Consider the following 25,238-nt stretch of genomic DNA (forward strand, 5'->3'; position numbering starts at 1 on the left):
CCCTTTTTTTTGCACCGCCGCGTATCAATCGCTTACCTTATTTCTCTTGAACAACAGATCAGGACTGATCGGTTATGACGGCAAAGAAAGGAGTGGGGGTACAATGGTGCCAGACAACCGTTGTCCTCAGGGAAGATATCCTCGTACAGGCGCAGGCATCCGGTCTTGATATCAATGATATCTGCAACCGGGCGCTGGCCGGTGCAGCCGGGATCGATTACCGCCCGCAGGAACCTGCCGGTGCAATCCCCGCTGCCCCGGTTATTGTTGCACAGAACGGTGCCCTGTCACCAGGAGAAACCGTCCCCCCTGCGACCTCCCGACCTGCACCCCCGGCGGGAATCCATCCGGTCATCAATGCCGACGACCCGCATTCCCCTGTTGCCGTGAAACTGGTGCCGCGGCTACCGGCCTCCAAACAACCAGCCGTCCTGCCCGGGCGCGTCACTCCGCAGGAAAAAACAGAGGCGCATCCCGTTCCGGAACCCGCCCCGTCATTGCCAAAAACCAGGAAAACCGATACCCGGCCGGGAAGGAAAGGGACGGCAAAGGAGTCCCCGATCAGACGGTTCGTTGCCGAGGCGATCTCCCGCGATGACGGGCAGGAGACACCGGTTCCCAAGGATCTCCTCTACCAGACCTTTACCCGGTGGTGCAGGGAACACAAGGTAACACCGGTGCCGGACCGGAGAGCGGTCACGATAGCCCTCAAGAACCAGTTTGCCCTGACGGAGAAGACGGTTGGCGGCGAGCCCTGCTGGATGAATATCCGGCTTAAATGAACATTTTTGTTATTTCCCGAACCGCCGGATCCGCGCCTGGTAATCGCGCAGTATCCGCAGGAAGTCCACTTTCCGGAACAGCCCCCAGTTCACATCGGAGAAGAAGAGCTCCGAATAGACCGACTGCCAGATCAGGAAGTCGGTGAGGTGGTCGCCCCCGCTCTTGATCACCATATCCGGCGTATACTGGAAGGTCAGGTAGGACTCGATCAGTTTCTCGTTCACGGATTCCGGGGCGACATGGTCCTCTGCCATCTTCCGGATGCACGCGGTGATCTCCTCTCTCCCGCTTTTGCCGATCGCCACCATGACATCCATACCGGTACCTGATACTTCCCGGTGGTCACCGATAAAAAGGCTGAGCCGGGCGATTGTGCTGATCTTCCGGATCGCGGGCAGGTACTGATCCAGGTCTCCGGGAGCGGGTGTGGCGATATGGAACATAAGGCCCTGGATCCCCTCCGTTGCGGACCCGTACCGGGAAACACGGGAGGTGATCTCGTTGCACCAGGACGTTACGTGATACAGGGAGTCCGGTGCACGGGCAAGCTCCTGCCCGCTGATCATGAAACAGACCTGCGCAGGCAGATCGGTAATCTGCCGCCTGAGCAGCTGTTCATAGAGCCAGTAGATCATTCCACACTGTATTGCGGTTCCATGGTAAATATCCTTGAGGATCGGTCTGACGGGGGACCTGCCGGCTTTCCGGTTACATGAACAGGGAGAGAATCCGGAACGCAACCGCCCCGAGCGCGATGGCGAGCCCCGTCTCGAGTGCCGTGATGGAGAGCGCCCGTTTCCAGCCAAACTCATGAGCGAGCGCAAGGATGGTGGAGATGCAGGGTGCATAGAGCATCGCCACAAGGGCAAAGACGATCAGCTGCACAGGGGTAAGGACCGATGAGAAGACGGTGGTGCCAAAGAGGGCTGCAAGGGCAAGGATCGTCATCTCTTTCCGGATGATGCCGAAGACGAACACAACACCGGTGATGGCAGGGAGACCGAGCAGGAGGACGGTGATGGGGGAAAGGGCTGCATTGATCGGTTCAAGGAGTCCCAGGGCATATGCGGCAGTGATGGCAATGCTGCCTGCGATATACGCGGGGAGCACGATCCCGATGAGCGAGCGGGTCCGCTGCCAAGTCTGGCCGACCACGCCCGGGAGGTGCGGGACATGGTACTCCGGCATCTCCATGATCATACCCACTGACTCGCCCGGCAGGAGTTTGAACGCGAGCCGTCCGAGGATGATGATCAGGACAAAGTCGAGCAGGTAAAGGGCGAGCGCCCACCAGATGTTCACGAAGAGCGCAACAATACCGAGGATCACGATCGTCCGGGCCGAGCAGGGCACGAGCGTGACCAGGAATGCGGCAAGGAACTTCTGCTTGGGCGATTCGATGATCCGGCACGAGAGGCAGGCCGGGACCGTGCAGCCGAATCCCAGCACCAGGGGGATGATCGCCTTTCCGTGCAGCCCCATCTTGTGCATGCCCTGGTCAAGCATGAGAGAGAAGCGGGTGAGAAAGCCCGAATCCTCGATGAGCGCGAGGAAGAGGTAGAAGGGGATGACATACGGGATGATGAGCGTGACTGCCGCGACAAGGCCGGTCCATGCTCCGTTGAAGAGGATATCCACCACCGAACCCGTGGCCAGCGACCTGAGGGGCGCTATGCCGGACAGGAATGCCGTGAGCGCTTCAGAGATCCAGGCCCCGACAATGAAGGTCCAGACCAGCAGTCCCCCGAGCATGAGTGCGAGGAGAATATACCCGAGCACCGGGTGGAGGGCGACCCGGTCGATCCGTTCCGTGAGGGTGACTTCCTGGTCGCCGGGCGACCGGAATGCGACGGTGTCCGAGACCAGCTGTTCGGCAACATGGTAGCGTTCCCCGCTCAGGATCGTGGATGCCTGTTCTCCATGGATCTTCTCCAGTTCCCGGGCAAATCCCTGTGCGGCAGTTACCGCATCGGGCGCCAGTTTCTTCACCTCCCAGAGAGTGTCCGGGTCACCCTCCAGCAGTTTGATCGCCGTCCAGCGGGGAGGGTAGCCTCCTGCACCGGCAGGCAGGAGATCCCGGATGCGGGTGATCCGGTCTTCAACTTCCCTGCCGAACGGCATGAGGTGCGGTCTGGGACGGGCGTGGATGGCTTCAACGATGGCATCCGAGAGTTCCAGGATCCCCTTTCCCTGGATCGCGACCATCGGGATGACCGGTATGCCCAGCAGGCCGGAGAGCTTTGCATGGTCGAGCACGATCCCTTTCTGTGCCGCAAGATCCATCTGGTTCACGGCAAGGATGAGCGGGCTCTCCAGTTCCACCAGCTGGAGGGTGAAGAAGAGGTTCCGTTCCAGCGCAGATGCATCCACGATGTTGACAACCACATCGGGATGGTCGTGGGCGATGAACTCGCGGGAGACCTGCTCTTCGGTCGAGAGGGCCGAGATCGAGTAGATACCCGGAAGGTCGATCACCCGGATCCGCAGGCCCCGGTACTGGAGGATGCCTTCTGCCCGTTCCACGGTCTTGCCCGGCCAGTTGCCGGTCTCCTGGTCCACGCCGGTGAGCTGGTTGAACGTGACGCTCTTGCCGACATTGGCATTGCCGGCAAGGGCAACAACGTATTCCGCCTTTTTGACCATTGGGGGGTGGGATGCACAGTTCCCGCCACAGCCCGGGCAGCCGTTCATCGGCCCTTCTCCCCGCAGGAAGCAACGAAGATATGGTCGGCAATGGCATGATCGATCGCCAGCCGCGTCTTGCGCACGGATATCTCAACAGGGCCCTGCAAAGGAGCCTTCCGCACCAGCTGGATCTCGGTCTTCAGGGTGAGACCCAGATCCGTGAGGCGCTGGACAACGCTGTTGTCCCCGCGGATGAACGCAATGGTACCCTTCTGGCCCGGGGCAAGGGAGGTGACCGGGATGAGCGGCTCGTCGCGGGAACCGGCAGCAACCGGTCTTGTCTCCTCAAGACAGGCCGAGCAGCTCTCGACCTGGCGGTTACAGGCCTCGATCAGGCTGCCGTGGGGGCAGCGGGCCGGGGCCTTGAGCAGCTTGCAGAGCGCACATTCCGTCTCGTCCGAGAGGGTGTGCTCCATCTTGCAGGCCTCGTCGTGCACGTTCTCCCGGTTGATATGAAGCACGTCGGTTAAAAAAACCTCGAGGAGCCGGTGACGGCGCTTCACCGTGCGTGCCATCTCCCGGCCGGTGTCGGTCAGGGTGGCACCCTTGTAGGGCTCATAGTGCACCAGCCCTTTCTCCGAGAGAACCTGGAGGACTTCGGTGACGCTTGCAGGGGCAACCTTGAGGCACTTGGCAATTGCAGAGGTCCGGGCAATCCCCTGCTGCTCTTCGATATCGAGAATACTTTCAAGATACTCTTCGAGCTGCTCTGAAGCCATGTACAATTTTTAGGTTTCCCTAAATTAATAGATTTCGGGAACCCTAAATCTCCGAATGGCAGACGGGGAAATTTCCCGGACCCGCCAGCCCTATTCCGGGCCCGTTTTTACCGCCAGAATAGACAGGAGAGATTATAAGTATCGTGACGAAATGATCAATCGACTGATGTATACTTATAAATCCGGTATTGCACAGATCGACCAGATATCCGGGGGTTTTGATGCCGGGACAAATATCCTCATCCTTGCTCCGCCCATGAGCCTGGGCGATCAGCTGGCATACGCCCTCACCAGACCGCTCACGGGAGAATATGCGATTATTCTTTCCACCAACGAGCGTGCAGCCGAGGTGGTCGATGCCTTCAAGCTGGCCGGTGCAGACAAGCGGTTTACCGGTGTCATCGATGCCATTACCAAGAGTTCGACACCGACCATTGTCGATACGCCCCGCCTGATGTTCGTGTCGAGCCCCACCGACCTGACCGGGATCGGCATCAAGTTTTCCAATATGATCGAAACCATTTTCGAGGGCGATTTCTCTGACGGGGAAGCCGGACTCTTCCCGCCACCCATACGGTTCTGCGTCAACTCAATCTCCACCCTGCTGATGTACCGCAGGCTCGAAGTCCTCTACCAGTTTCTCCACGTCCTCACCGCCAAACTGAAGAAGATCGAAGGCGTTGGCGTATATCTCCTCAACAGCGAGTCGTTCGATGAGAAGACCCTCTCCCTGATCAAACAGCTGATGACCTGTGTTATCGAGATCAAAGTGGAGCAGAACGTCAACTTCCTGCGCATCCGGGGAATTACCGGTGTGAGCGGGGACTGGATAAAATTCCAGGTTACGAAAGGCCAGGTCGTGATCCTGCCATGATATCGACCGGCGTGAACGGTCTTGACGAGATGCTGGGCCGGGGCATCCCGCAGGGCAGCAGGGTTCTGTACAGCCTTGAACCGGGTGCCAACGGCCAGCTCTTCATGATCTCCACACTCTCCTGTGCCCTGGCACGGGGGCACTCCTGCATGGTCATATTCCCGAATACGACCGTGGACGCGTACCGGAATGATGCTGCCAGGATGTATGGAGCACACCTGGATCTCACATCAGGACCGGTGACATTCCTGGATGCCATTGATCGTGAACGGATCGGGAAAAGCGCCGGTTCCGCTGAGGCACGGGCCCGCGAATGGAAGGCGCGGATACAAAAACTCTGCCATGATCACAAGGTCACCGTGATCTTTGTCTATTTCGACCTGTTGTACGAGGAGTTCGGTCTTGAAACGGCCATGGAGATCCTCGAATCCGCACAAGAAGGCGCGGGGGGCATGAAGGTCACCATTATCCTGGAACACCTGAACCTTGAAGGGGCACCGCTGCTCGAACGGTTTATCCGGGATCTCTCCTTTGACTTTGTTCTTGCCATTCGTTCATCGTTCCGCCCCTTCCCGAATTTCAACTATTTCACGCTCGTCCACACATCGTGGGGACCGGTACCGGTCCGGTCCCTGCCCTTCATCATTGCAGAAGGACGGGTCATTCCCTATATCCCGAGAATCGTGGTCACCGGCCCGGCAAATTCCGGGAAATCCACGTTTGTCATGAATGCCGCCGACGAGGGTCATTCCATAGACCGCCAGGAATCTGACGGGGGGTCAACAACCGTTGCCCTCGACTTCGGGTGGCTGCGCTGGAAAGATTTTGATATCACGCTGTACGGGACACCGGGACATACCCGGTTCGATCCCCTCATGCCCCCGTATCTCCGGCATGCGATGGGGGCCATCGTGGTCATTGATGCCACAAAACCCGAGATGCTGCCGAGGGCCCGCCATATCATCAGCATGATCGAGAAACGGAGGATCGCCTATGCGATTGCCGCGAACAAGAACGACATGCCCGGTGTCATGAGTGCCGGGGAGATCCGGGAGGGTCTCGGCATAGGCGAGGATATCCCGGTCTTCCCGATCTCGGCAACAAAGAAGGCCGATGTCCATTCTGTCCTCGAATCGCTGGTGGCTTCCATAACGCAGTTCTCCAACTAAAAAGGTGTCGCAGAGCATGCTGACGTTTATTGGCCTGGGGCTTTTCGATAAGACTGACGTATCGGAGAAGGGACTCCGGCTGATCCATGCTGCCGACCGGGTCTTTCTTGAATGTTATACTTCGCGCCTTGGCGGCACGACCCGCGAGGAACTTGAGGAGTATTATGGCAAGGCGGTCACCCCGCTCTTCCGGGCGGACGTGGAACAGCACCCGGACGAACTGCTGGCAGCGGCAGAGAAAGGCAATGTGGTCTTCCTCTGTGCCGGCGATCCCATGGTCTCGACCACCCACTCGGACATCCGGATGCGGGCCGCTGCCCGGGGCATCAGAACCGCGATCGTACACGGCGCATCCATCTCCAGCGCGATCTGCGGCCTCTCCGGCCTCCAGAACTACCGGTTCGGCAAGTCCTGTTCCCTGCCGTTCCCGCAGAAGAACTGGTTCCCCACCACCCCTCTCGACGTGATCCTTTCAAACCTCTCCCAGCGGCTCCACACGCTGGTCTTCCTCGATATCCAGGAAGAACGGTACATGACAGTACCGGAAGCAGTTGCCCTGCTGGAACAGATGGCGGCACCACGGAAAGCAGTGATTCCCCTGTACGTGGGGATTGCCCGTGCAGGGTCTGATGCGCCGGTGGTCCGGGCCGGATCTGCTGATACGGTACGGGCCACGGACTTTGGCCCGCCGCTCCACATCCTGGTGGTGCCGGCCGAGCTGCACGACATGGAACGCGAGTACCTGGAGATGTTTGCCGGCCTATGAAACGAGCGGAACTGCAGGCCCTGCTCTTCACCTCTCTTGCCATGACGGGGTGCACTGCCCCTGATGACTCGCCGTACGGGAGATGCGGCCGTGCTATGATCCGCATGGCATCCGCATACGAGAGCGACGGGAAGACCTTCCTTGCCGGTGGCGATCCGGTCAATGCGCTGGCCGCGTTCCAGTACGGCCTCGGGTGGCTGCACTGCGGAGAGGCATCCGGCCTGCTGACCTGCCGGGGGGAACACCCGGGATGCCCGTTTAACGAGGCGTCCGAGCCGGTACCGGCTTCACACTCTGCAAAACTCGACGAGAAGACGAGGAGATACGCGCGACTGCTCGACACTGCCCTTGCGTCCGTTACTCCCGCACCCGATCCCGGGGCTTCCCCGTATACCTTTGCCGTGCAGGTTCAGTTCATCGCCATGATATACCTCAGGCAGGGAACAATGCTTGCAGCGTCCGGGAAACGGGAAGATGCACTGGCCTGTTTCAGTTACGGGCACGGCTGGCTCGATGCCGGCGTTCAGGCAGGGCTTTTTATCATCCATGCAAACCGGGAGATCTTCACGGTGGACTAAAAGCGCCATCCCGTTTCCCGTCATCAGGGGTTTTCACGAGATAAAGAGGTAAATACTATGGCTCATAACCTGTTAGGTTAACAGCCGATCCAGGATAGATCGTGCAAGAGCGGGGAGATCATGGATAAATCACAGGTAAAATGGCTCTATATTTCCGTTGGTTTCTCCCTTGCAGTCCTCGTTGTCATCCTCATTCTCACCATCAACGAGAACACCCTTTCCTACCTCACCAAGATCAATCCCTGGTTCCTCCTCCTCGCATTCCTCACCCACCTCCTGACCATGTGCTTCTGGGCAATGCGGGTCAAGACTATGTCCGGTTCGCTTGGCTACCGGGTCGGGTTCTGGTACAGCCTTAACCTCGTCTTTGCCAACCTGCTCGCCTCGGCCATCACCCCGGCCCAGGCCGGCGGGGAACCGGTCAGGGTTCACGAGCTCTACAAGGCAAATATTCCCCTCGGCGATGCAACCGCCGTGGTCATCATGGAGCGGGTGCTGGACGGGATCGCACTCGCCGGACTGGCAGCATTTGCCATGATTTTCCTGACCGACCAGTGGAAGAGCCTTGGCTCGATCTCCGAGATCATGGTCTTCATCACCTGGATCTTCGTTGTCGGGTGCCTCTTCCTGTTCTACCTGGCAATCCGGCGTCCCGACGTGGTAAAACGCGTGGTGGCCCGGTGCACGGTCTGGCTGACAAGGAAGTGGGAGAATTCCCGCGTCGAGGCACTCCAGAACCGGGCAGACAAGGAGATCGACAACTTCCAGGGGGCAACGATCAAGTTCGTCCATACCGCCAAGTGGGGTCTTGTCCTGGGCATGATCTTTACCCTCCTCTACTGGGTCTCCGAGATCGTCACGGCGTCCCTCATCCTCATGGGCCTGGGACAGCCGCCCCTCTTCCTCGAATCGTTCGTGATCCAGCTCATCCTCGCCATCCTGATGATGATCCCGCTCACACCGGGCAGCTCGGGTATTGCCGAGGTCGGTGCAACCACCATGTACGCCCTCTTCATACCGGCCTCTGTTGTCGGCATCTTCGTTGTCCTCTGGCGTATCGTCCTCTACTACTTCAATATCGCCCTGGGCATCCTCTCCAGCATCATCATCGTACGCAGGGAAGCCCGGAACAGCCTGAACGAGAAGACCTGACCATCGCTACCTGTATCCTTATCACGCTTGCCGGCAATCTCTGTGCACAGGCATGACACAGGTCCGGTGCGAGGTCAAAGGGGTATTCATGGCTATCAGCGATGCTGCCACGGTACCGCTCGTGATCCTCACGGATGGTTCCGGCCGCCTCCTGCCGATCTTCATCGGCATCTGGGAAGCCGTCTCGATCAACAGCGCCAGGAACGGGGAGATCCTGCCCCGGCCGTTCACCCACGATCTCTTCCTGGACCTGTGCGGGAAGTTCTCGATAACCCTGCGATCTCTCCAGATCGACAGTATCGAGGACGGGATCTATTACGCCCAGCTGGTCTTTGTCAACCACCGGCACGAGGAGTATCTTGACTGCCGCCCGAGCGATGGGATTGCCCTTGCACTCAGGGCCGATGTCCCGATCTTTGTGGAGGAGAGCGTGCTTGCATCCTCTGCACAGAAAGCAGAAGACCTGCCGCAGGTGGTCGAACTCTCCTCGTTCCTCCAGAAATAAGCGGGAACCCAAGGGGAATACGGCTGGCCCCTCAGGAAAAAAGAGGGAGAATTACTTCCTGCGGTGCTCCAGTTCCTGCATCACCAACGAGAGGTCGACATCTGCTGCCCGGAGTGCGACAAGCAGGTGGAAGAGGAGATCGGCTGCCTCGCTCGAAGTCCGCTCCGGGACACCGTTCTTGACGGCAAGAATGAACTCGGTCGACTCCTCGCCAACCTTCTCCAGCACCTTGTCGATCCCTTTCTTATCCGTGAAGAGGCTGGTGGTATAGGATCCGGTTTTCGGGTTCTCTGCACGATCGCAGATCACCTGCCAGAGTTCGGCAATGATCCGGGGATCCACGTCGGGTTTCATACTGGGCTTCATGATTCTTCCTTTTGCAGCAGGACTTCTCCCACTTCGATCCCATAAAACCTGCGGCAGAGGATGCGCGCTTTCTCGATATTGCACCCCGCTTTGCCGATAGCGATTCCTAGGTCGCTCCTCTGCCTGACGAACACGTTCACCGGCACGTCCTCTGCGGTCCGTTCGACCCCGGTCACCTCGGCAGGCTTGAAGATATTGGCGATAAACGCATCAGGAGTGTCGGCAAACTCGACCATCTCGATCCGCTTGCCCAGCACATTCTGGAGCCGCTTGATATTCTCGCCCTTCTTGCCGATGGCAAGACCCATGTCACCCAGCCGGATCACGTAGATTACCCGGTCGAACCGGTCGTCTATCACGCAGTCGAGGGCTGTCGATTTCGTGAGGATCCGCAGTTCTTCAATGTACCTTCGCTCCTTAAAGCCGATATTGCGCTCCATGGTAAAATCAATCCTATTGTATCCGCTGATTCCTGGATATTCGAAATTTGAGAGATGTACGGGTCACGGGTGACCCGGCATCCGCACTGTGATTTTATGAAATGATCACACTGCTATTTTAAAAAAGTTGTGAAGAGTGTGTGAACGGGAGAGTTGCGAAAAAGGTTAGTTATAGGTGTAGGTCACCGAGACCTGGGCGGTCACCGTGATGTCACCGGACTTGATGGGGGTTGCGACTGCGGATTTTCCCATTGCAGCGGTGTCCATCGCGTAATTGGAATAGACAACCGGCATGTATCCCTGGGAGATGTCAACGGTTCCCGTACCGGTGATGGTGGCATTCATGGCACTGGCAACAGAATCCGCATCTGCACGGGCATTTGCCACTGCCTTCTTCAGCGCCTCGCTGCGGAGCGCCAGGGCCTGGGCATCGGAGAGCATGAACTGGATGGACTCTGCCTGGTTGACACCGTTTGCAACCGCGAGATCGATCACTTCACCGGTCTTGCTCACATCATGGAGCGTGACGGTGAGGGTGTTGGTAACCTGGTAGGTCTTGACCTTGGGGTTCAGGATACTGCTGCCGGACGACTCATCGTAGACGGTATTGATGTTATAACCGGTGGTCTTGAGGGCGTCTTCGGGAATACCGGAGGCAACAAGGGCGTTGATGACCTTGGTCATCTTTGCAGCATTGTCTGCCTGGGCAACCTTGACATCTGCGTTCTCCGTCTCCACGGAGAAGGTCACCTGGACGCGGTCGGGCGTTCCGATCACGTTCCCGCTGCCGGAGGCCTGGATCACTTTGTCGGTAACCGAATCAGATGAGGCAGCGGATACGCTGCCAACTGCTGCCATCAGGAAGATGGCAAGGAGTGCACAGAGAAAACTCACATTTCGTTTCATGGTGTTCGTACAGTCTTGACCTGAAATGGGGTTAAACCTTGCTTTGACTGCGAATCTGGTCGCAGTTATCGGACGTGGTGCACCCGGGTGGTGCACGAGAAACTACATGATAGGGGAGTGTCAATAGTAGAGACGATCGAGCATGACAGCGACAATCGTAGAGAAGATATTCTCGAGGAAGTGTGGCAGTGAGATCAGGGCGGGCGAAGTGGTCATGGCCCCCCTTGACGGGGCGATGATCCACGATATCACCGGCCCGCTTGCCATCCAGAAGTTCTACGAGATGGGTGGGAAGAAGGTCTTTGACTCAAAAGCGATTATCATGCTCTTTGACCACCAGATTCCCGCCGATTCCATCGAGGCTGCGAGCAACCAGGTGTACATGCGGAAGTTTGCCGCGGAGCAGGGCATCCACAACTATGATATCAACGAAGGTGTCTGCCACCAGGTGACGATCGAGAAGGGCCGGGCAGCACCCGGTGAGATCGTTGTCGGGGCGGACTCGCACACCTGTATGTACGGTGCGACCGGGGCGTTTGCCACGGGTATCGGCTCAACCGACATGGGATTTGCCCTGAAGTTCGGCTCCCTGTACTTCAAGGTGCCGGAGACGATCCGCGCAGAGGTATCCGGAAAGTTCCCAAAAAGGGTCGGGGCAAAGGACCTGATCCTTGCGATTGCAGCCGATATCGGTGCTGACGGGGCCACCTACAAGGCAATCGAATTCACCGGAAAGACCGTGCGGAAACTCGACATGTCCGGCAGGATGACACTCTGCAACATGGCCATCGAGATGGGCGCAAAAGCCGGTATCGTTGCACCGGACAAGGTGACGTGGGAGTACATGAAAGGCCGGCGGAAGATGAAACCGTTCGAACTTGACAGCGACGAGGATGCGAAGTTCGCCGAGAAGCGGCCCTACAATGTTTCCGACCTTGAGCCGCAGGTTGCCGTGCCTCACAACGTTGACACGGGCGTCCCGGTCAGCAAGGTTGCAGGAACGCACGTTGACCAGGTCTTCATCGGCTCCTGTACGAACGGGCGCTTCGAGGACCTTGCCGAGGCCGCAGATGTGCTGGGCAGGAAAAAATTCAACCCGAAGATCCGGGTCATCATCATCCCGGCATCCCGCGACGAATACCTCAAGACCTTGAAGGCCGGGCTCATCGAGAAGTTCGTGAAGGCGGGAGCACTTGTCGAAGCACCGTGCTGCGGGCCGTGCATGGGCGGGGCATTCGGCCTGATTGCACCGGGCGAAGTTTCGCTCTCGACATCCAACCGGAACTTCAAGGGCAGGCAGGGCAGCACGGATGGTAAGGTCTACCTCTGTTCTCCCGCAACAGCAGCAGCGAGCGCAATCACGGGCGAGATCACCGACCCGAGGGAGGTGTGATCATGGCAGCGAAGAAGACCGTTCCCGTCAGGAAGGTTGTTGTCAGGGAACCCCAGACAGCAAAGAACATGCGGGTCTGGAAGTTCGGCGACAATATCGATACCGATGCGATCATCCCGGGACGGTTCCTGACCCTCAACAACCCGGACGAGCTGGCAAAGCACGCCTTTGAAGGAACCCGCGACGAGTTTGCAAAGAAGGTGCAGCGGGGCGATGTTATCGTAGGGGGGCGCAACTTCGGCTGCGGTTCCTCCCGCGAACATGCACCCCTTGCCCTGATCGGTGCCGGCGTGAAGGTGGTCGTGGCCCGGTCATTTGCCCGCATCTTCTTCCGGAACTCGATCAACGTGGGAGTGCTTCCCGTGGTCTGCCCGGATGCAGACAAGATCGCTGACGGGGCAAAGGTTACCCTGAATATCAAGGAAGGATACCTTGAAGCGGACAAGACGAAGTACGCAATCGAGCCGGTGCCGGTGTTCATGCAGGGCATCATCGATGCCGGCGGGCTCGTGGAATATGCAAAGTCATTGAAGGAGGTTCCGGTATGTACAAGATAGCATCAATCGGAGGGGATGGAATCGGCCCGGAGATCGTGGTCGAGGGAAAGAAAGTCCTGGAAGCTGCAGGAGAGAAGTATAACTTCGATATCCAGTGGACGGACTTCGATATCGGCGCAGACCGGTATCTCGCAACAAAGCAGCTGGTAACCGAGGATGACTTAAAAGAACTCAAAAAGTTCAAGGCGATCTACTTCGGTTCCATTGGTGACGAGCGGGTGAAGCCGGGCATCCTTGAGAAGGGCATCCTCCTTGCCCTCCGGTTCCACTTCGACCAGTACGTGAACCTCCGGCCGATCAAGCTCCTCAAAGGAGTCGAGACCCCGCTTGCCGGGAAGGGTCCAAAGGAGATCGACTTCGTTGTCGTCCGCGAGAACACCGAGGACTTCTATGTCGGCATCGGCTCGCGGTTCAAGAAGCACCAGAAGATCGAGCTTGACGTTGTCCGCGACATCTACAACGTGAAGTTCGGGCTTGATGTGACAAGCGATGCCGAGGAGATCGCCTACCAGATCGGCGTCATCACCCGCGAAGGCTCCCGCCGGGTCCAGACCTATGCGTTCGATCTTGCGATGCAGCGGAAGAAGAAACTCACCTCCGTGGACAAAGCAAACGTGCTCTCGGATGTGTACGGCCTCTGGCGGGATGTCTTCAATGAGAACGCAAAGAAGTATCCTGAGGTCACGACAGAGTTCAACTTCGTTGACGCCGTTACCATGTGGTTTGTCAAGAACCCCGAGTGGTTCGATGTTGTGGTCACACCCAACATGTTCGGGGACATCATCACCGATCTCGGCGCCATGATCCAGGGCGGGCTCGGTCTTGCCCCTGGCGGCAACATCAACCCGAAGGGGACCTCCATGTTCGAGCCGATCCACGGCTCTGCCCCGAAATACAAGGGCATGGACGTCGCAAACCCGATCGCAACCATCTGGGCGGGCTCGATCCTGCTCGATCACCTTGGCGAGCACAAGGCGGCTGCCGGGATTGTCAAGGCCATCGAGAAGAGCATCAAGGATGGCGTGGTGACAAAGGATCTCGGCGGCAAAGCAGGGACGGCAAAGGCCGGGTCGTATATCGCCGAGTGCGTGAAGAAAGGAAAATAATTTTCACTCTTTTTTCTGGTGCGGTCAGGATCGTATGATATCGTCTGCTTATAGGACGACCTGATACACGATTATCCGCACCCCGCCTCGGACAAATGACCCGGCAAATCTCCCCATCCAAAAAAGGTACGGGGGGATACCAGTATCAGGATAAGTATCGATCCACCACATAATCGACAACAGGAAGCGTCATGTAAAGGACCGTACTATACAAGGATCCTGTCAGTGCCACAAGAATGCATATGATGGAGACTACGGGGACGACAAGATTTCCCCTCAGGACCCGCCGGATATATTCGGGTTTCAGCGTGGACTCTGCCAGACGGAAACCGGTTGTTGCATACCACCACTGGCAGGTCATGCCTATACCGATCACAAAGAGGTTTGCCTCAAATACCATTGCACCTATGGACGCGCCGGGGAAGTCACCGGAGAAGGAGGTGGAAAAGGGGAGGAGTGCCACAAACATGAGGGTCACGAGGTTGATCCAGATGAACAACTTGTCAGGGACTCTCACAGAATGGAACTGCTGGTGCTGGCTGAGCCAGAATGCTCCCAGGATCATGAATGCGAGGACATAATGGAAGAAATCGGAATAGAGCGAGAGGAGTGAATGCAGGGCAAATGCGTTCGACTGGATGAGCGTTGCCTTGTCCGGGAGATCAATCCCGATGACCAGGAGTGTCATTGCGAACGCGAAGATGCCATCAGAAAGCGCTTCAAGCCTGCCCTTGGTGAGGTGGGGTTCCTCACTCCGGTTATTTTCTTCAGCCATAGTATCCTTCCTCCAAACCATGTTTCGGGGTGACTTCTGATCTTACGTTTCCCATCCCCGGGGGTTTATTTCAGGTTTTCCTGCGATACCGCAGATACGTCCCCGACATTCTCCTCATCCGATGATTTCGAGAGAATGGATCGGAAATATCCAAGGGGCCCTTTTACCTTCCGGCCGGAAACCCGGGCACGGTATTCGCTGACGGTCTGTTCACCGGACACATCCTTGATCAGGAATTCAGCCTCCGCACGGCCTTCCTCGACTGCCATCAGGTCAGTCACATCGGTAACGGACCCGGCAATTACCATGGTCCTGCCGTTCTTTACTACCGGCACCTCATTGACCTCCACCCAGATCTTCCGCCCGTCGCGGGTGGCCATCTCCAGCCGGTACGGGGGCTCACGCTTTCCGGATGTAATCGCACGGATCGTCCGCTCAAGGCCGGAGGCGTTCATGGGATGATCGGTGAGGTAATCGGTCCAGGTCCGTTTCCCTTCTCCCGGGTGACAGCCCAGCAGATCACGGAACCGGGGGCTGACAAATATCAGGGTATGGTCGAGGGTATGGGTATAATACATCTGGCTGCCGCTCTCCAGCAGGACCATCAGTTCCTCATCCCGCTTCCGCAGGGATTTCTGGTCGTTTTTAAGCGGGGTGATATCCCTGCCTGTTGCAACAATGGATACTACTGCCTTGTCAGCACCGAATACGGACTTTGCCGACCAGCTGATGCACCGCAGGCCCTTCTTTGTCTGCATCCACTGCTCCACGATACAGGCATGCGGTGGCCGGAAGAGCTTGGTCATCTGGGTGGCGATTACATCGGAATAGCGTTCTTCGGTCACCGGCATGAAGACGCTGCCTGCCAGATCTTCCCGGGTCTTCCCGACAGTATCGCAATAGGCCTTATTGACAAAAAGGAGACGGCCTTCGAGATTGAACTGTACAATGAGATCCTGCTGGCTCTCAACAAGATCCCGGTATGCTGCATCCGTGGTATCCATTTCTGACCGCCATTACCTGTGCCGGTTCACGACCGTTTTACCGGAGTGTAAGGAGGGATTTCTCCACCTATGATCATCTGTTTTTTGACTATTAATGTTGCACGATGCCGTTAAAAAAGGGGGCCACCGCCAGAGAGGGAAGAGGCGGGTGGCCGGACAGTGGGGGATCAGACAACCGCACTGATCGTCTGCTGGCCTTCGGCAGCCCTGCGAATCCTGACCGCTGGTGTTTCCGGTATCCTTACGATCCCGACAGAGCGTTCCTTCCCGTATATTACCGCCCGGAGCATGGACAGGGAGAGGGTAAAATTCCCGGCCCCGAACAGGTCGATATTGAGAGCTTTGCCGGATACAGAGACATGGGCAAGACCCCGGGTCAGTCCGAGGTAATCGTTCCAGTTCCGGGTGACTTCCTCGACCTGCACGTACATCCGGCCTGAGAGGGCTTTCATGAGGTCAGACTTCCGTATGGCGTACCGGTTCCCGAGAATGTGCAGCTCGACAATGTCATGCACCTGGCCTTCGTTGTCAAACGCCTGCGACCTTGTCTGCTGGAGATATCCTGCTTTTTCCATCATACACGACCACCTTTCTGTCGTATACTGGCATTGCCGCGGAGGGTATATATCCCCCCGCCATGCGCAGGGTGAAAGTGATCTGCCGACGAAGATAGTGGGGGGAAAACAGGTTTCAGGGGGTATGATCCATGCAGGCATTCAGTACCTGCTCGACAAACGACAGGGTCCCGTTGATGCCGGCAAGCGGGGTTGGAGCCAGCCGTATACTCCCCCGCAGGGGGGGGATGATACCGACGAAGGCCGCAGTCCCGCTGACCGAACGTTCGAATGAAGACCCGATGACAAGATCGGGATTGTGGATCTGGATGAGGTTCTTCACCTGCGAAAGGCCGGCCGCCTCCACCATCGGGACTGGAGCATCACCGGGTGCCGTGCGGGAACCGATGCAGCAGATCTCCGCATCCAGGTACTGCCGGAGCACCCGGGCGGCAAACGCCGCATACGAGGAACCCGCAAAGACGGCAGCAACCGGGGGATCGTACCGGTGAAGATACTTGTCGCACGCCCGGACAACACGCTCCTCCTGCTGGTCCAGTTCGGCATAGACCGGATCGCACTCCGCTCCGTCGATCACCTCTCCTATCCTCGTGAACGTGGCACGGATCGCATCAAACCCCAGCATCCCGCCCAGGTATTCCCCGACACCCGAGGGAAAATCAGTATTGGTGCCAACCGTGAACGCTGATGCGCGGAACGCCCGGTCAAACCGGTCGCGGGAGAAAACCGTCCCCACCGGAACCGAAGCAAGGGTAAACAACCGCCGGATCTCCTGCTCGTTCCCCACGGCAAACGGGTCGAACAGGCATACCCCGTCGATATTGACACTCGGGGAGGCGGGATTGATACGGGGCTCCAGCATGGCGAGAGCTTTGGCATACCCGGTCTCGACATTGCCGGAGAATCCCGGGCTGTCCACAAGGATCACGTCATGCCCGTCAAGCATGGACCGTATATCTTCTCCAAGGATTGCAGGCACGCAGGTCGTGATCACCGCTATCCGCTTGCCGGTTCCCGAAAGCCCGTCGATCACTTCCACGAGCCGACCCTCGGATCCGAAGATCACGTCATCCTCGCAGATGAACGTGCCATGAAGCGGGGCATGGAGAAGGGTGGTAGGATAATAGTAACACCCGCTGGAGCCATGGATGACAACCGCGATACCATCAAACCCGGCAAGGCAGGCCGCGGCACCGGTCATGGCACAGGGCCAGAGAGGATTGTTGCATTCAGGCATGGATAGCCCGCCTCCAGCGGTGGAGCATCCTCCGTGTCCCGACAGTTCCGATCGCTGCGCTGACCGGAAGGCGGGAACTCTTGCCAGGAGCGCCGACCACAAGATCCAGAACCGCGGCCAGTTCCTCGGCAGCCAGGATCTCCTCCGCACCTGAAAGGGTGTGGTCAAGTGAGGCCGGCTTGTTCGCTAGGTCAGAAAAGCCGGCAATCATCTCTTCCTGCCGTACGCATTCCCCGGAAACGGCCTCCTGCCCGTCAATACCGCAGGCACCGGCAACTGTCCTGATAAACGAGAGCGTTCCGGAAAGCCCGTGGGGAAACGAGGGGATATACGGGGTGCCGAACCGTTCCTTCAGCACCTCCCCGACCGGCACAAGCGCCGGGCTCCGGAGGATATTGAGCTGCGCTGCCCCGAGACGGGCAAGCTGGTCGTACGAGATATCGTGCACAAAACGCAGGTTCACGGTCAGACCGAGCAGCGAGAGGAGCCGGGCAACCTCTGTGTAGTTCTCTTCAACCTCGTACTCGAGGTTCATCTCCCCGATAATATTGATGCCGCCGGTCTTCCGACAGGGTCCGGCCGTTGCCGCAAGGGCGATGAGGGCGTTGTTGACCCCGTCGTGGAACGTTCCCCCGAGGAATCCCGCAGTCGGAACCGGGACAACCGGGATCCCGTACTCCTCTGCACAGACCGCCGCCACATCATCCCCGATCGTCTCGACAATACAGGTAGAGAGGACGAAGATGGCACGCACATCCCGCCCGGCAGCATGCCGGATTGACTTCCGAAGCGTCTCTTCGCTCCCGAACACGATATCGGTTTCCGAGAGGCCGGTGGAGACCAGTTCCGGCAGGATGGCATGATCGTTGTCCAGCCAGCTGGCGTGCAGGAGCGAGACGTTATGGTGGCTGCACCCGGCCGGGCCATGGATAATGGTGACTGCGTCGCGGACATGGGAGGTCACCGAGATTGCACCGGTGAGCGTGCAGCCGCCGAGCCTAGATGAATTCACGGGCAAGGGATTCGAGGTCATCGATCTCAAGGGGGGTGGGAATGGTCATCCGGGTGTTCTCCATGATGCGCTGCGCAAGGGAACGGTAATGATCTGCCTGCGCCGAGTCGGGGCTGTATTCGATGACGGTCTGCCGGTTCACCTCGGCCTGCTGCACGACATGGTCGCGGGGGATGTACTGTATCATTGCGCTGTTCACCCGGCGGGCGAACTCAGAGACCAGTTCCTCTTCCCGGGGCTGCCCCTTCGCGTTGCAGATCACACCGCCCAGCCGGCACTTGCTCTTTGCCCGGGACGCGAGTCGCTGGACTGCTTTGCAGATATTGTTGGCCGCGTACAGGGACATCAGTTCGCCGGAGGTGACCAGGTAAATCTCCTGCGCATAGCCCTCCCGCATCGGCATGGCAAACCCCCCGCAGACCACGTCGCCCAGCACGTCGTATACGATCACGTCTCCTTCAAGGGCCCCGAATTTCTCAAGGATCTGGAAGGTGGCGATGATCCCCCGGCCGGCACACCCGACACCGGGCTCAGGCCCCCCGGCCTCGACACACCGGATACCGTTGTATCCCGTGAAGACAACATCCGAAAGGGAAAGGGCTGCATCACCCCGTTCCCGGACCAGATCCATCACGGTTGGAATGAACCTGCCCTGCATCAGCATACGGGTGCTGTCCCGTTTGGGATCGCAGCCGATCTGCAAAACCGAGAGTCCCCTGCCGGAGAGTGCCGACGAAAGGTTGGCCGAGGTGGTGGACTTGCCGATACCGCCTTTCCCGTACAGGGCGATCTGCTTCATTATACAACAATGGGGCGGCAATTTATATTAGATCTCCTGATGTTAACAAAAGTGGACTTGCGTTCGATGCAGAAATGTTCGCAATTCCCCTGGGGGGTGTTTCACGGTGCGCTGCATCTCACCAGCAGAGAATTTTTCATCACCGGAAACGATGATCGTACCTGTCATGGAATACCTGCACACGCTGCTCAAATTCATAGCCGGCGGGAGTATCATTGTCGGCGTGACCTATATCGCGCAGCAGGTAAACCCGAAATATGGCGGCATTCTTGCCGCGGCTCCCATCATCACCACTCTTGCATTCCTCTTTACCTATAACGATGCCGGCGTAGCCACCACTCGTCAGCTGGTTCTGGGGACCTTCTTTTTTGCCATCCCTTCGCTTGCCTTCCTCATCGCCCTGTATTTCCTCATGAACCGGTGGGGCTTGTTAGAGAGTCTCGGGGGAGCATACGGGATCTGGCTTGGCTGTGTCCTCGTTATCAGCCGGTTTGTTTCGGGGATCTGACCGTCTTAAAAAAAGCCGGGTGTAGGGGATCAATCAGGACCCCTGAACAGGGCCACGAAGAGGATGACGACCGGGATCACTTCCAGTCTGCCAATCCACATCACAAGAATAAAGATCCATTTTGAGATAACGGGCATATCCGGGGTAACATACCCCGTATTGATACCGCACGTAGAGAATGCGGAGACCACCTGGAAGACAATCTCCGTCAGGGAATACGTGGTGAGATGATACTGGAGCACGGCAAGGGACGCAACAAAGATGATGACCACGGAGAGGAGGATGATCAGCATGTTCTTTGCCGTTTCCAGTTCCGCTGTCGCTTTCGGGATCACCCGGCCTTCGATCCTGAACGGCACAAGCACCTTCCCGCTCACAAACAGCCGGCGGAACCACCACATGAGTGCCCTGACCGCAAAGGAGACCCGATCCAGCTTGATCCCCCCGGCCGTGCTGCCGGCGGCACCTCCGACAAAGATGAGCATGGCAAGGAAGAGCAGGGTCACTCCCGCCCAGTTCTGGAGATCCACGACCTGGAAGCCGGTGCTCGTCAGCGCAGACACAGTCATGAAGAACCCCTGTCCGGCTGCCGTAGCCATATCAAGATCGGCAAAATAGATCAGGTCGTACGTCAGCACCGAGGTTCCCAGCAGGAGGAAGAGGAAGAACAGTTTCACCTGTTCGTCGCCGAAGAGACTCAGGCGGCGGTGCTGCACGATCAGGAAGTATAACTTGAACGGGAGAGCACCGGCAATCATGATCGGGATGAGCAGGATTTCCAGCGCAACATTATCGTAATAGAGAATCCCTCCGCTGTGCAACGTGAACCCGCCGGTCGAGATCGCTGACAGAGCAAGGTTGACCGATTCCCAGAGCGAGAGGCCGGTGAAGAGGATCAGGCCGATTGCGCAGAACGTGAGAACCGCATAGATCTTCCAGAGCGAACGCCCGGTGGCAACAACACTTGGCAGCAGGGGCTCTTCCCGGCCCTCGCTGCGGGGCAGTTTTGACCGGAAGAGTCCCGTGCTGCTGGCAAGGGCAACCGAGAATGCGATGATCCCGATACCGCCGACCCATTGCATATAGGAGCGCCAGAAGAGGAGGGTATAGGGTGCGGTGTCAAGTGAACGGATCATCGAGAATGCGGTGCCGGTCCAGCCCGCCATACCCTCGAAGACCGCATCCGTGAAACTCATATGCAGGCCGAGCATGAACGGGATGCCGCTCACCATGGCACAGGCAAACCAGAAGAGTGCCACCGAGCACATAGCAGTGGAGAGCCGGCTGCCCTGCCGTCCGCGGGGGAGCTGTTTGAGAACCACACCGGAGAGGAGAAAGATCGCGGGCACGGTTGCCATCGGCAGGAGCATGTCCCATTCGGCAAAGAGGATTGCCACGATCAGGGGGACTGCGGTCACCGGGGCGACAAAGGTACACAGATCCCCGAGATCCGCAATTATCGTGGAGAAATACCCGAGCCGGCCCATTACTATTGGGTTGCCGCTCGTGCTCTATTAGTGTTTGCCCGGAAAAACTATACCATCCAAAAAGAGAGGCTGGATTACAGACCTATGCCTTGTCGGTCCAGAGCCCGTGCACATTGCAGTACGCACGCACTTTCATGCGGCCATCCGGTACCGTGAACTCCGCTTCAGGCTTCTGCCCGGGTTTCAGCCCCTGGACAAGGAGAGCGTCACCGGAGATCACTTCTATCCACTGGATATAGTGCTTCTCCTCCATAGGGTGGGGGATCGACCCGAGTTTCACCCGGATGCCCTGCGGGGTCTTCTCAACAACGGGGACATGTTTCTCCTTTCCCGCATCCTCTGTCTTCTCCACCTGGAGGGTCATGGGCTGGCCGCAGCAGACAAGGGTGCCACCCGAAGGGCTGACAACCATCGTGGTGTTCCCGCATACGCTGCACTTGTAGATCTCAAGCATTTTTGTCACGATCGCTCTCTCCTTAAAGGATTCCAATCTCCTTGTGTTTCCTTGCAATGTCATCGGCAAGCCGGTTGAGCGCAACAACAGCCGCCTCATCCGGCGCACCTTTGATGACCACCGGTTCAAGGACTTCGACCTTCACGTGGTCGAGCATCTTCACAATCGTCTCAACCGATTTGCCACCCCAGCCAAAGGACCCGATCACCGAGGCAAACCTCACTTTGGGTTTCAGGACGTTCGCAAGGTACGTGGCATAGACAACCTGCGGGTGGGGTCCGAAGAGGACGGTCGGCGTGCCGACAACCACGGTCGCTGCATCCACGAGAGCATACGCCAGTTCCCCGATATCCGTCTTCGTGAGGTTGAAGGGTTTCACGTTCACACCCCGCCGGATAAGTGCGTCAGTCAGCTGGTCAACCATCTTCTGCGTGCTCCCATGCATGGATACATAGGGCAGGACCACGACATTCTTCACATCGTCCGAGACCCAGTCGGCATAGGCATCGAGGATGAATTTCGGGTTCTTGTTGATCGGGCCGTGGCTGGGTGCAATCATGACTGGATTGAGCTCACGGACCTTCTGGACATAGCCTTTGATACTGTTCCGGAAGGGCATCATGATCTCGGCATAATACCGTTTCGCTGACCGGTAGGCATCCGCCTCGTTTGTCACGAACAGTTCCGTTGTGGCAGTATGGAATCCGAAGAGATCGCAGGGGAAGAGGATCCGGTCCTCGACAAGGAAGGTTATTTGCGTCTCCGGCCAGTGAGTCCAGGGAGTGAGGAAGAACTTAAGCGTCCGGTCGCCAAGGGAGATTGAATCCCCGTCCTTTACGACCTGTACCGCTTCCGCCGGGATCTGGAGCAGGGCAACGAGGAGATCGCGACACTTCTCATTGGTCACGACCTTTGCCATGGGGTACATCTCGAGGACCATAGGGAGGGATCCAGCATGGTCCTGCTCAGCATGGTTGATGATGATGTAATCGATCTGTTCGATGCCGAGTTTCAGGAGGTTGACAATCAGTTCCTCCTCGTATTTCGGGTCAACCGTATCGATCAGGGCGGTCTTGGTGCTTCCCCGGACGAGATACGCATTATAACTCGTGCCCTCCGGCAACGGGATCAGTTCATCAAAGAGCCGCCGGTCAAAGTCCAGCGCCCCGACCCAGAATACTCCCCGTACAATCTCGCGTGCTACCATCCCTTCACTCCTTCACGAACACGTTCTTTGCAGCAAAACAGACCGGGCACTGCCAGTCATCCGGGAGATCCTCAAATGCTTTCCCGGGAGGAAGGTCCAGCTTGGGTTCCCCTTTCTCCGGGTCATAGACATGACCGCATATCGTGCATACATACCTGTCCATACTATACCCCTGAAAATTCAGATACTACAGAATGGCGCCACGTTTTTAAAAATGGTTTCTATTGGGGAACTGCCCGGCAATGGACCTGATGCCCTTAAGGATACGGTTCACTCGCCGGGATTCTCCTGGATATGGTAGCGGTTGACAAAAAACGAGAAGGAGTGGTTCTTCCGTGCCGCCGTCTCAAGGGAGAAGGACTTGAGGATCTCGAACATGAAATCAATCCGGGAATCAAATTTCTTGGGAATGCGGGCATTGAAGTCCTCCTTGGTCAGATCATCCGTTGACATCATACCCGTGATACCCAGTTCCTGCTCAAGAGGCCCGGCAATTCCCGCATAATACCAGCTCTCGATCTCCCGGATAACGATCACGACACTCCCCCCGTCCAGGTTGCTGAACCGGTAATACAGGATCTGCTTCTTGTCCCGCACCGAATGCTCAAAATCGATGTCGGCAACGAAGATGTAATCGTTCTTCATCAGCACGACGCTTTGTAAGAACTTGTTCACCTTCTCGCGCTTGATGCAGGCATAGGGTACGATCTCCACCGAATCGTACCGTGGCGCAAGGAGGGGCTTGATGATGCGGCCAAAGAACCGCACGTCATCCTCTCCCTCAACCATGATGAACAGGCGTTTCTTCATTTACATTCCCAGCAGGTTCTGGATGTAGAGTTCCTCGATGCCGATCTCGTTTTCAAGGAATGTCTTTACTTCTTCCTTATCTGCCGGCCGGGAGATGATGGAGAAGCCGTCGCTGTCCCGGGAGATGAGGATAATGTCAGAGATACCGGTGTGCTTGACCACCTCTGTGCTGTGCGTGGTGACCATGATCTGTTTTTTCTGAGAGGCCTCTTTCATCATGGCAATGACCCGTCCTACCAGGAACGGGTGGATATGGCTCACCGGCTCTTCGATGACAATGAACGGTTTGTCCTCAAAATAGAGCATAACGATCATGGCAAAGATCGTGATCGTGCCATCCGAGAGGGAGGAGGCGGGCAGGTCGCGGCTCTTTGCATACCGCTCGCGGAGGGTGAGGATGAGCGAGACGTCCATGAACTTCTGCACGGAGAACTCTTCAACGAACGGCAGGGTATCCCGGAGCAGGTTGGAGAACTTCCGCTTCTTCTCCGGATCCTCGATGATCCGCTTCAGCACGAGAGCAAGATTTCCCCCGTCCGGTTCCAGTTCCCGTTTCCCGGTGATGACAACACCCTTCTTGGGGAGTTTCGGGTCGATATCGTATACGGCAATCCGGTCGAAGAAGCGGTTGAAGTGCGGGAGCGGGAACCCGTAGCTCGTTTCAAGAAGGAGGGTCTTCTCCGGCAGGCGCTTGTTGCGGAAGAAGAGCGGGATGATCTCGTCCTCTTTGAACGGGCAGCCTTCCGGGACATGAACCTCATACCGTATCACCCCGTTGTCGCTGGAGACAACGATCTGCCCCCGGCCGATCGCGCTGCTCTCGACAATGGCCGCACCATCCCTTCGGCAGGTCGAGAGATCGCAGCCGATGACAAACCGATCCTTTGTGATGGTAAACTCGTCCTGGTGCCCGGTGAACCGCAGGGAAAACTCGTACGTGGATTCGCAGGCCTTCATACCAACGAGGGATGAGCCATCCTGCTGTTTGTCGATATATTCCATGTCACTGTCGGGAATATAGCGGACCCGGATTGCGAGGTCGCGTGCCGTGCCAATCGTGGCATTCATAAGGTAGTCTACTCCCCCCTGCATGGCGATCGCGTTCACAATTCCCGACGTTGCGATATCCCGCAGGAACCGGAAGATACTGATGAAATTGGATTTTCCCGCTGCGTTCGAACCGATCACGACGTTGAACCGGGCAAGGTCAATATCGATCTCGGAAAAACTCTTGAAATTCTCCACATGGATCTGCTGGATCGGCATACACGTTCCTTACGTCATCGTCACTCTTGAACAAAAAGAAGGTATTGGTTATATACAGGATATACAGGACCATCGTCCCACCAAAATCCCATCCCCCATCCCGTC

The 25,238-nt window shown here is 57.4% G+C and carries 29 protein-coding genes; 11 read left to right on the forward strand and 18 right to left on the reverse strand.

The genetic code is table 11. From position 1 onward, the window contains the following. Window positions 1-74 precede the first annotated feature (74 nt). Window positions 75-782 carry a hypothetical protein gene (locus LUQ43_RS05850; protein ID WP_299965039.1) on the forward strand — a complete coding sequence of 236 codons (708 nt, stop codon included), beginning with the start codon at window positions 75-77 and terminating at the stop codon, window positions 780-782. A 9-nt stretch (window positions 783-791) separates the two neighbouring features. Here LUQ43_RS05850 and LUQ43_RS05855 read toward each other — a convergent pair whose 3' ends face one another. From LUQ43_RS05855 to LUQ43_RS05865, 3 genes are all read right to left on the reverse strand, one after another. Continuing rightward, window positions 792-1,418 (reverse strand): undecaprenyl diphosphate synthase family protein, encoded by a 627-nt coding sequence (locus LUQ43_RS05855; RefSeq protein WP_299965042.1) that lies wholly within the window; start codon window positions 1,416-1,418, stop codon window positions 792-794. A gap of 73 nt (window positions 1,419-1,491) precedes the next feature. After that, window positions 1,492-3,474 (reverse strand): ferrous iron transport protein B, encoded by a 1,983-nt coding sequence (gene feoB / locus LUQ43_RS05860; RefSeq protein WP_299965044.1) that lies wholly within the window; start codon window positions 3,472-3,474, stop codon window positions 1,492-1,494. After that, window positions 3,471-4,187, reverse strand: coding sequence for a metal-dependent transcriptional regulator (locus LUQ43_RS05865; RefSeq protein WP_299965046.1), 717 nt, complete (start codon window positions 4,185-4,187; stop codon window positions 3,471-3,473). The genes feoB and LUQ43_RS05865 overlap by 4 nt, the downstream gene beginning before the upstream one ends. Window positions 4,188-4,353: 166 nt before the next feature. On the opposite strand from LUQ43_RS05865, the gene LUQ43_RS05870 reads away from it, so the two are divergent. The 6 genes from LUQ43_RS05870 (at window position 4,354) to LUQ43_RS05895 (ending at window position 9,231) form a co-directional block, all read left to right on the forward strand. Then, window positions 4,354-5,061, forward strand: coding sequence for a hypothetical protein (locus tag LUQ43_RS05870; RefSeq protein WP_299965049.1), 708 nt, complete (start codon window positions 4,354-4,356; stop codon window positions 5,059-5,061). Further along, window positions 5,058-6,230 carry a GTP-binding protein gene (locus LUQ43_RS05875; protein ID WP_299965051.1) on the forward strand — a complete coding sequence of 391 codons (1,173 nt, stop codon included), beginning with the start codon at window positions 5,058-5,060 and terminating at the stop codon, window positions 6,228-6,230. Before LUQ43_RS05870 ends, LUQ43_RS05875 begins: the two co-directional genes overlap by 4 nt. Before the next feature lie 16 nt (window positions 6,231-6,246). Then, window positions 6,247-6,996: a diphthine synthase gene (gene dph5 / locus LUQ43_RS05880; RefSeq protein WP_299965053.1), complete on the forward strand. Its 750-nt coding sequence runs from the start codon at window positions 6,247-6,249 to the stop codon at window positions 6,994-6,996. Then, a complete protein-coding gene (locus tag LUQ43_RS05885) occupies window positions 6,993-7,574 on the forward strand; it encodes a DUF357 domain-containing protein (protein ID WP_299965055.1) in 582 nt (193 codons plus the stop codon). Before dph5 ends, LUQ43_RS05885 begins: the two co-directional genes overlap by 4 nt. Before the next feature lie 120 nt (window positions 7,575-7,694). After that, a complete protein-coding gene (locus LUQ43_RS05890) occupies window positions 7,695-8,726 on the forward strand; it encodes a flippase-like domain-containing protein (protein WP_299965058.1) in 1,032 nt (343 codons plus the stop codon). Between the two features lie 52 nt (window positions 8,727-8,778). Further along, window positions 8,779-9,231, forward strand: a complete 453-nt coding sequence (locus LUQ43_RS05895; RefSeq protein ID WP_299965060.1) for a bifunctional nuclease family protein — start codon at window positions 8,779-8,781, stop codon at window positions 9,229-9,231. 51 nt (window positions 9,232-9,282) lie between these two features. Here LUQ43_RS05895 and hisE read toward each other — a convergent pair whose 3' ends face one another. The 3 genes from hisE to LUQ43_RS05910 form a co-directional block, all read right to left on the reverse strand. After that, window positions 9,283-9,585 (reverse strand): phosphoribosyl-ATP diphosphatase, encoded by a 303-nt coding sequence (gene hisE / locus LUQ43_RS05900; protein WP_299965272.1) that lies wholly within the window; start codon window positions 9,583-9,585, stop codon window positions 9,283-9,285. A gap of 8 nt (window positions 9,586-9,593) precedes the next feature. Continuing rightward, entirely contained in the window at window positions 9,594-10,037 is a 444-nt protein-coding gene (locus LUQ43_RS05905; RefSeq protein WP_299965062.1) for a NusA-like transcription termination signal-binding factor, read from the reverse strand. Between the two features lie 165 nt (window positions 10,038-10,202). Further along, window positions 10,203-10,943 (reverse strand): SIMPL domain-containing protein, encoded by a 741-nt coding sequence (locus tag LUQ43_RS05910; RefSeq protein WP_299965064.1) that lies wholly within the window; start codon window positions 10,941-10,943, stop codon window positions 10,203-10,205. A gap of 193 nt (window positions 10,944-11,136) precedes the next feature. Here LUQ43_RS05910 and LUQ43_RS05915 point away from each other — a divergent pair, with 193 nt between their 5' ends. The 3 genes from LUQ43_RS05915 to LUQ43_RS05925 all read left to right on the forward strand — a co-directional run bounded on the left by LUQ43_RS05915 (window position 11,137) and on the right by LUQ43_RS05925 (window position 13,999). Further along, a complete protein-coding gene (locus LUQ43_RS05915; protein ID WP_299965275.1) occupies window positions 11,137-12,336 on the forward strand; it encodes a 3-isopropylmalate dehydratase large subunit in 1,200 nt (399 codons plus the stop codon). 68 nt (window positions 12,337-12,404) lie between these two features. Further along, window positions 12,405-12,893 carry a 3-isopropylmalate dehydratase small subunit gene (locus tag LUQ43_RS05920; RefSeq protein WP_299965278.1) on the forward strand — a complete coding sequence of 163 codons (489 nt, stop codon included), beginning with the start codon at window positions 12,405-12,407 and terminating at the stop codon, window positions 12,891-12,893. Next, window positions 12,881-13,999 (forward strand): isocitrate/isopropylmalate family dehydrogenase, encoded by a 1,119-nt coding sequence (locus LUQ43_RS05925; protein ID WP_299965070.1) that lies wholly within the window; start codon window positions 12,881-12,883, stop codon window positions 13,997-13,999. The genes LUQ43_RS05920 and LUQ43_RS05925 overlap by 13 nt, the downstream gene beginning before the upstream one ends. A 145-nt stretch (window positions 14,000-14,144) precedes the next feature. On the opposite strand, the gene LUQ43_RS05930 is transcribed toward LUQ43_RS05925, so the two are convergent. From LUQ43_RS05930 to cfbC, 6 genes are all read right to left on the reverse strand, one after another. Next, window positions 14,145-14,774 (reverse strand): TMEM175 family protein, encoded by a 630-nt coding sequence (locus LUQ43_RS05930; RefSeq protein ID WP_299965072.1) that lies wholly within the window; start codon window positions 14,772-14,774, stop codon window positions 14,145-14,147. Window positions 14,775-14,839: 65 nt separating this feature from the next. Beyond that, entirely contained in the window at window positions 14,840-15,778 is a 939-nt protein-coding gene (locus LUQ43_RS05935) for a PAS domain-containing protein (protein WP_299965074.1), read from the reverse strand. A 167-nt stretch (window positions 15,779-15,945) separates the two neighbouring features. Continuing rightward, window positions 15,946-16,356, reverse strand: a complete 411-nt coding sequence (locus LUQ43_RS05940; RefSeq protein ID WP_299965076.1) for a hypothetical protein — start codon at window positions 16,354-16,356, stop codon at window positions 15,946-15,948. 112 nt (window positions 16,357-16,468) lie between these two features. Then, the gene (locus LUQ43_RS05945; RefSeq protein WP_299965079.1) at window positions 16,469-17,590 is read right to left on the reverse strand and encodes a nitrogenase component 1; all 1,122 of its coding nucleotides are present in this window, start codon (window positions 17,588-17,590) and stop codon (window positions 16,469-16,471) included. After that, window positions 17,583-18,623 (reverse strand): nitrogenase component 1, encoded by a 1,041-nt coding sequence (locus LUQ43_RS05950; protein WP_299965081.1) that lies wholly within the window; start codon window positions 18,621-18,623, stop codon window positions 17,583-17,585. Before LUQ43_RS05950 ends, LUQ43_RS05945 begins: the two co-directional genes overlap by 8 nt. After that, entirely contained in the window at window positions 18,589-19,401 is an 813-nt protein-coding gene (cfbC, locus tag LUQ43_RS05955; RefSeq protein ID WP_299965083.1) for a Ni-sirohydrochlorin a,c-diamide reductive cyclase ATP-dependent reductase subunit, read from the reverse strand. The genes LUQ43_RS05950 and cfbC overlap by 35 nt, the downstream gene beginning before the upstream one ends. Window positions 19,402-19,567: 166 nt before the next feature. Between cfbC and LUQ43_RS05960 the strand changes: the two genes are divergently transcribed. Then, window positions 19,568-19,909: a hypothetical protein gene (locus LUQ43_RS05960; RefSeq protein ID WP_299965085.1), complete on the forward strand. Its 342-nt coding sequence runs from the start codon at window positions 19,568-19,570 to the stop codon at window positions 19,907-19,909. A gap of 29 nt (window positions 19,910-19,938) precedes the next feature. Here the strand turns inward: LUQ43_RS05960 and LUQ43_RS05965 are convergent, their stop codons facing one another. The 6 genes from LUQ43_RS05965 to LUQ43_RS05990 form a co-directional block, all read right to left on the reverse strand. Then, on the reverse strand, window positions 19,939-21,396 hold the full coding sequence (locus LUQ43_RS05965) for a potassium transporter TrkG (protein ID WP_299965086.1): 1,458 nt from the start codon (window positions 21,394-21,396) through the stop codon (window positions 19,939-19,941). An 82-nt stretch (window positions 21,397-21,478) separates the two neighbouring features. Continuing rightward, complete coding sequence (locus LUQ43_RS05970; RefSeq protein ID WP_299965280.1) at window positions 21,479-21,850, reverse strand: desulfoferrodoxin; 372 nt, start codon at window positions 21,848-21,850, stop codon at window positions 21,479-21,481. Window positions 21,851-21,872: 22 nt separating this feature from the next. Continuing rightward, window positions 21,873-23,057, reverse strand: coding sequence for an FprA family A-type flavoprotein (locus LUQ43_RS05975; RefSeq protein WP_299965088.1), 1,185 nt, complete (start codon window positions 23,055-23,057; stop codon window positions 21,873-21,875). A 4-nt stretch (window positions 23,058-23,061) separates the two neighbouring features. Further along, the gene (locus LUQ43_RS05980; protein WP_299965090.1) at window positions 23,062-23,220 is read right to left on the reverse strand and encodes a rubredoxin; all 159 of its coding nucleotides are present in this window, start codon (window positions 23,218-23,220) and stop codon (window positions 23,062-23,064) included. Window positions 23,221-23,327: 107 nt separating this feature from the next. Continuing rightward, window positions 23,328-23,867 carry a hypothetical protein gene (locus LUQ43_RS05985; protein WP_299965092.1) on the reverse strand — a complete coding sequence of 180 codons (540 nt, stop codon included), beginning with the start codon at window positions 23,865-23,867 and terminating at the stop codon, window positions 23,328-23,330. Then, window positions 23,868-25,133, reverse strand: a complete 1,266-nt coding sequence (locus LUQ43_RS05990; RefSeq protein WP_299965094.1) for an AAA family ATPase — start codon at window positions 25,131-25,133, stop codon at window positions 23,868-23,870. Between the last annotated feature and the right edge of the window lie 105 nt (window positions 25,134-25,238).

Source organism: Methanoregula sp., from assembly GCF_028679125.1.
Taxonomy (GTDB): Archaea; Halobacteriota; Methanomicrobia; order Methanomicrobiales; family Methanospirillaceae; genus Methanoregula.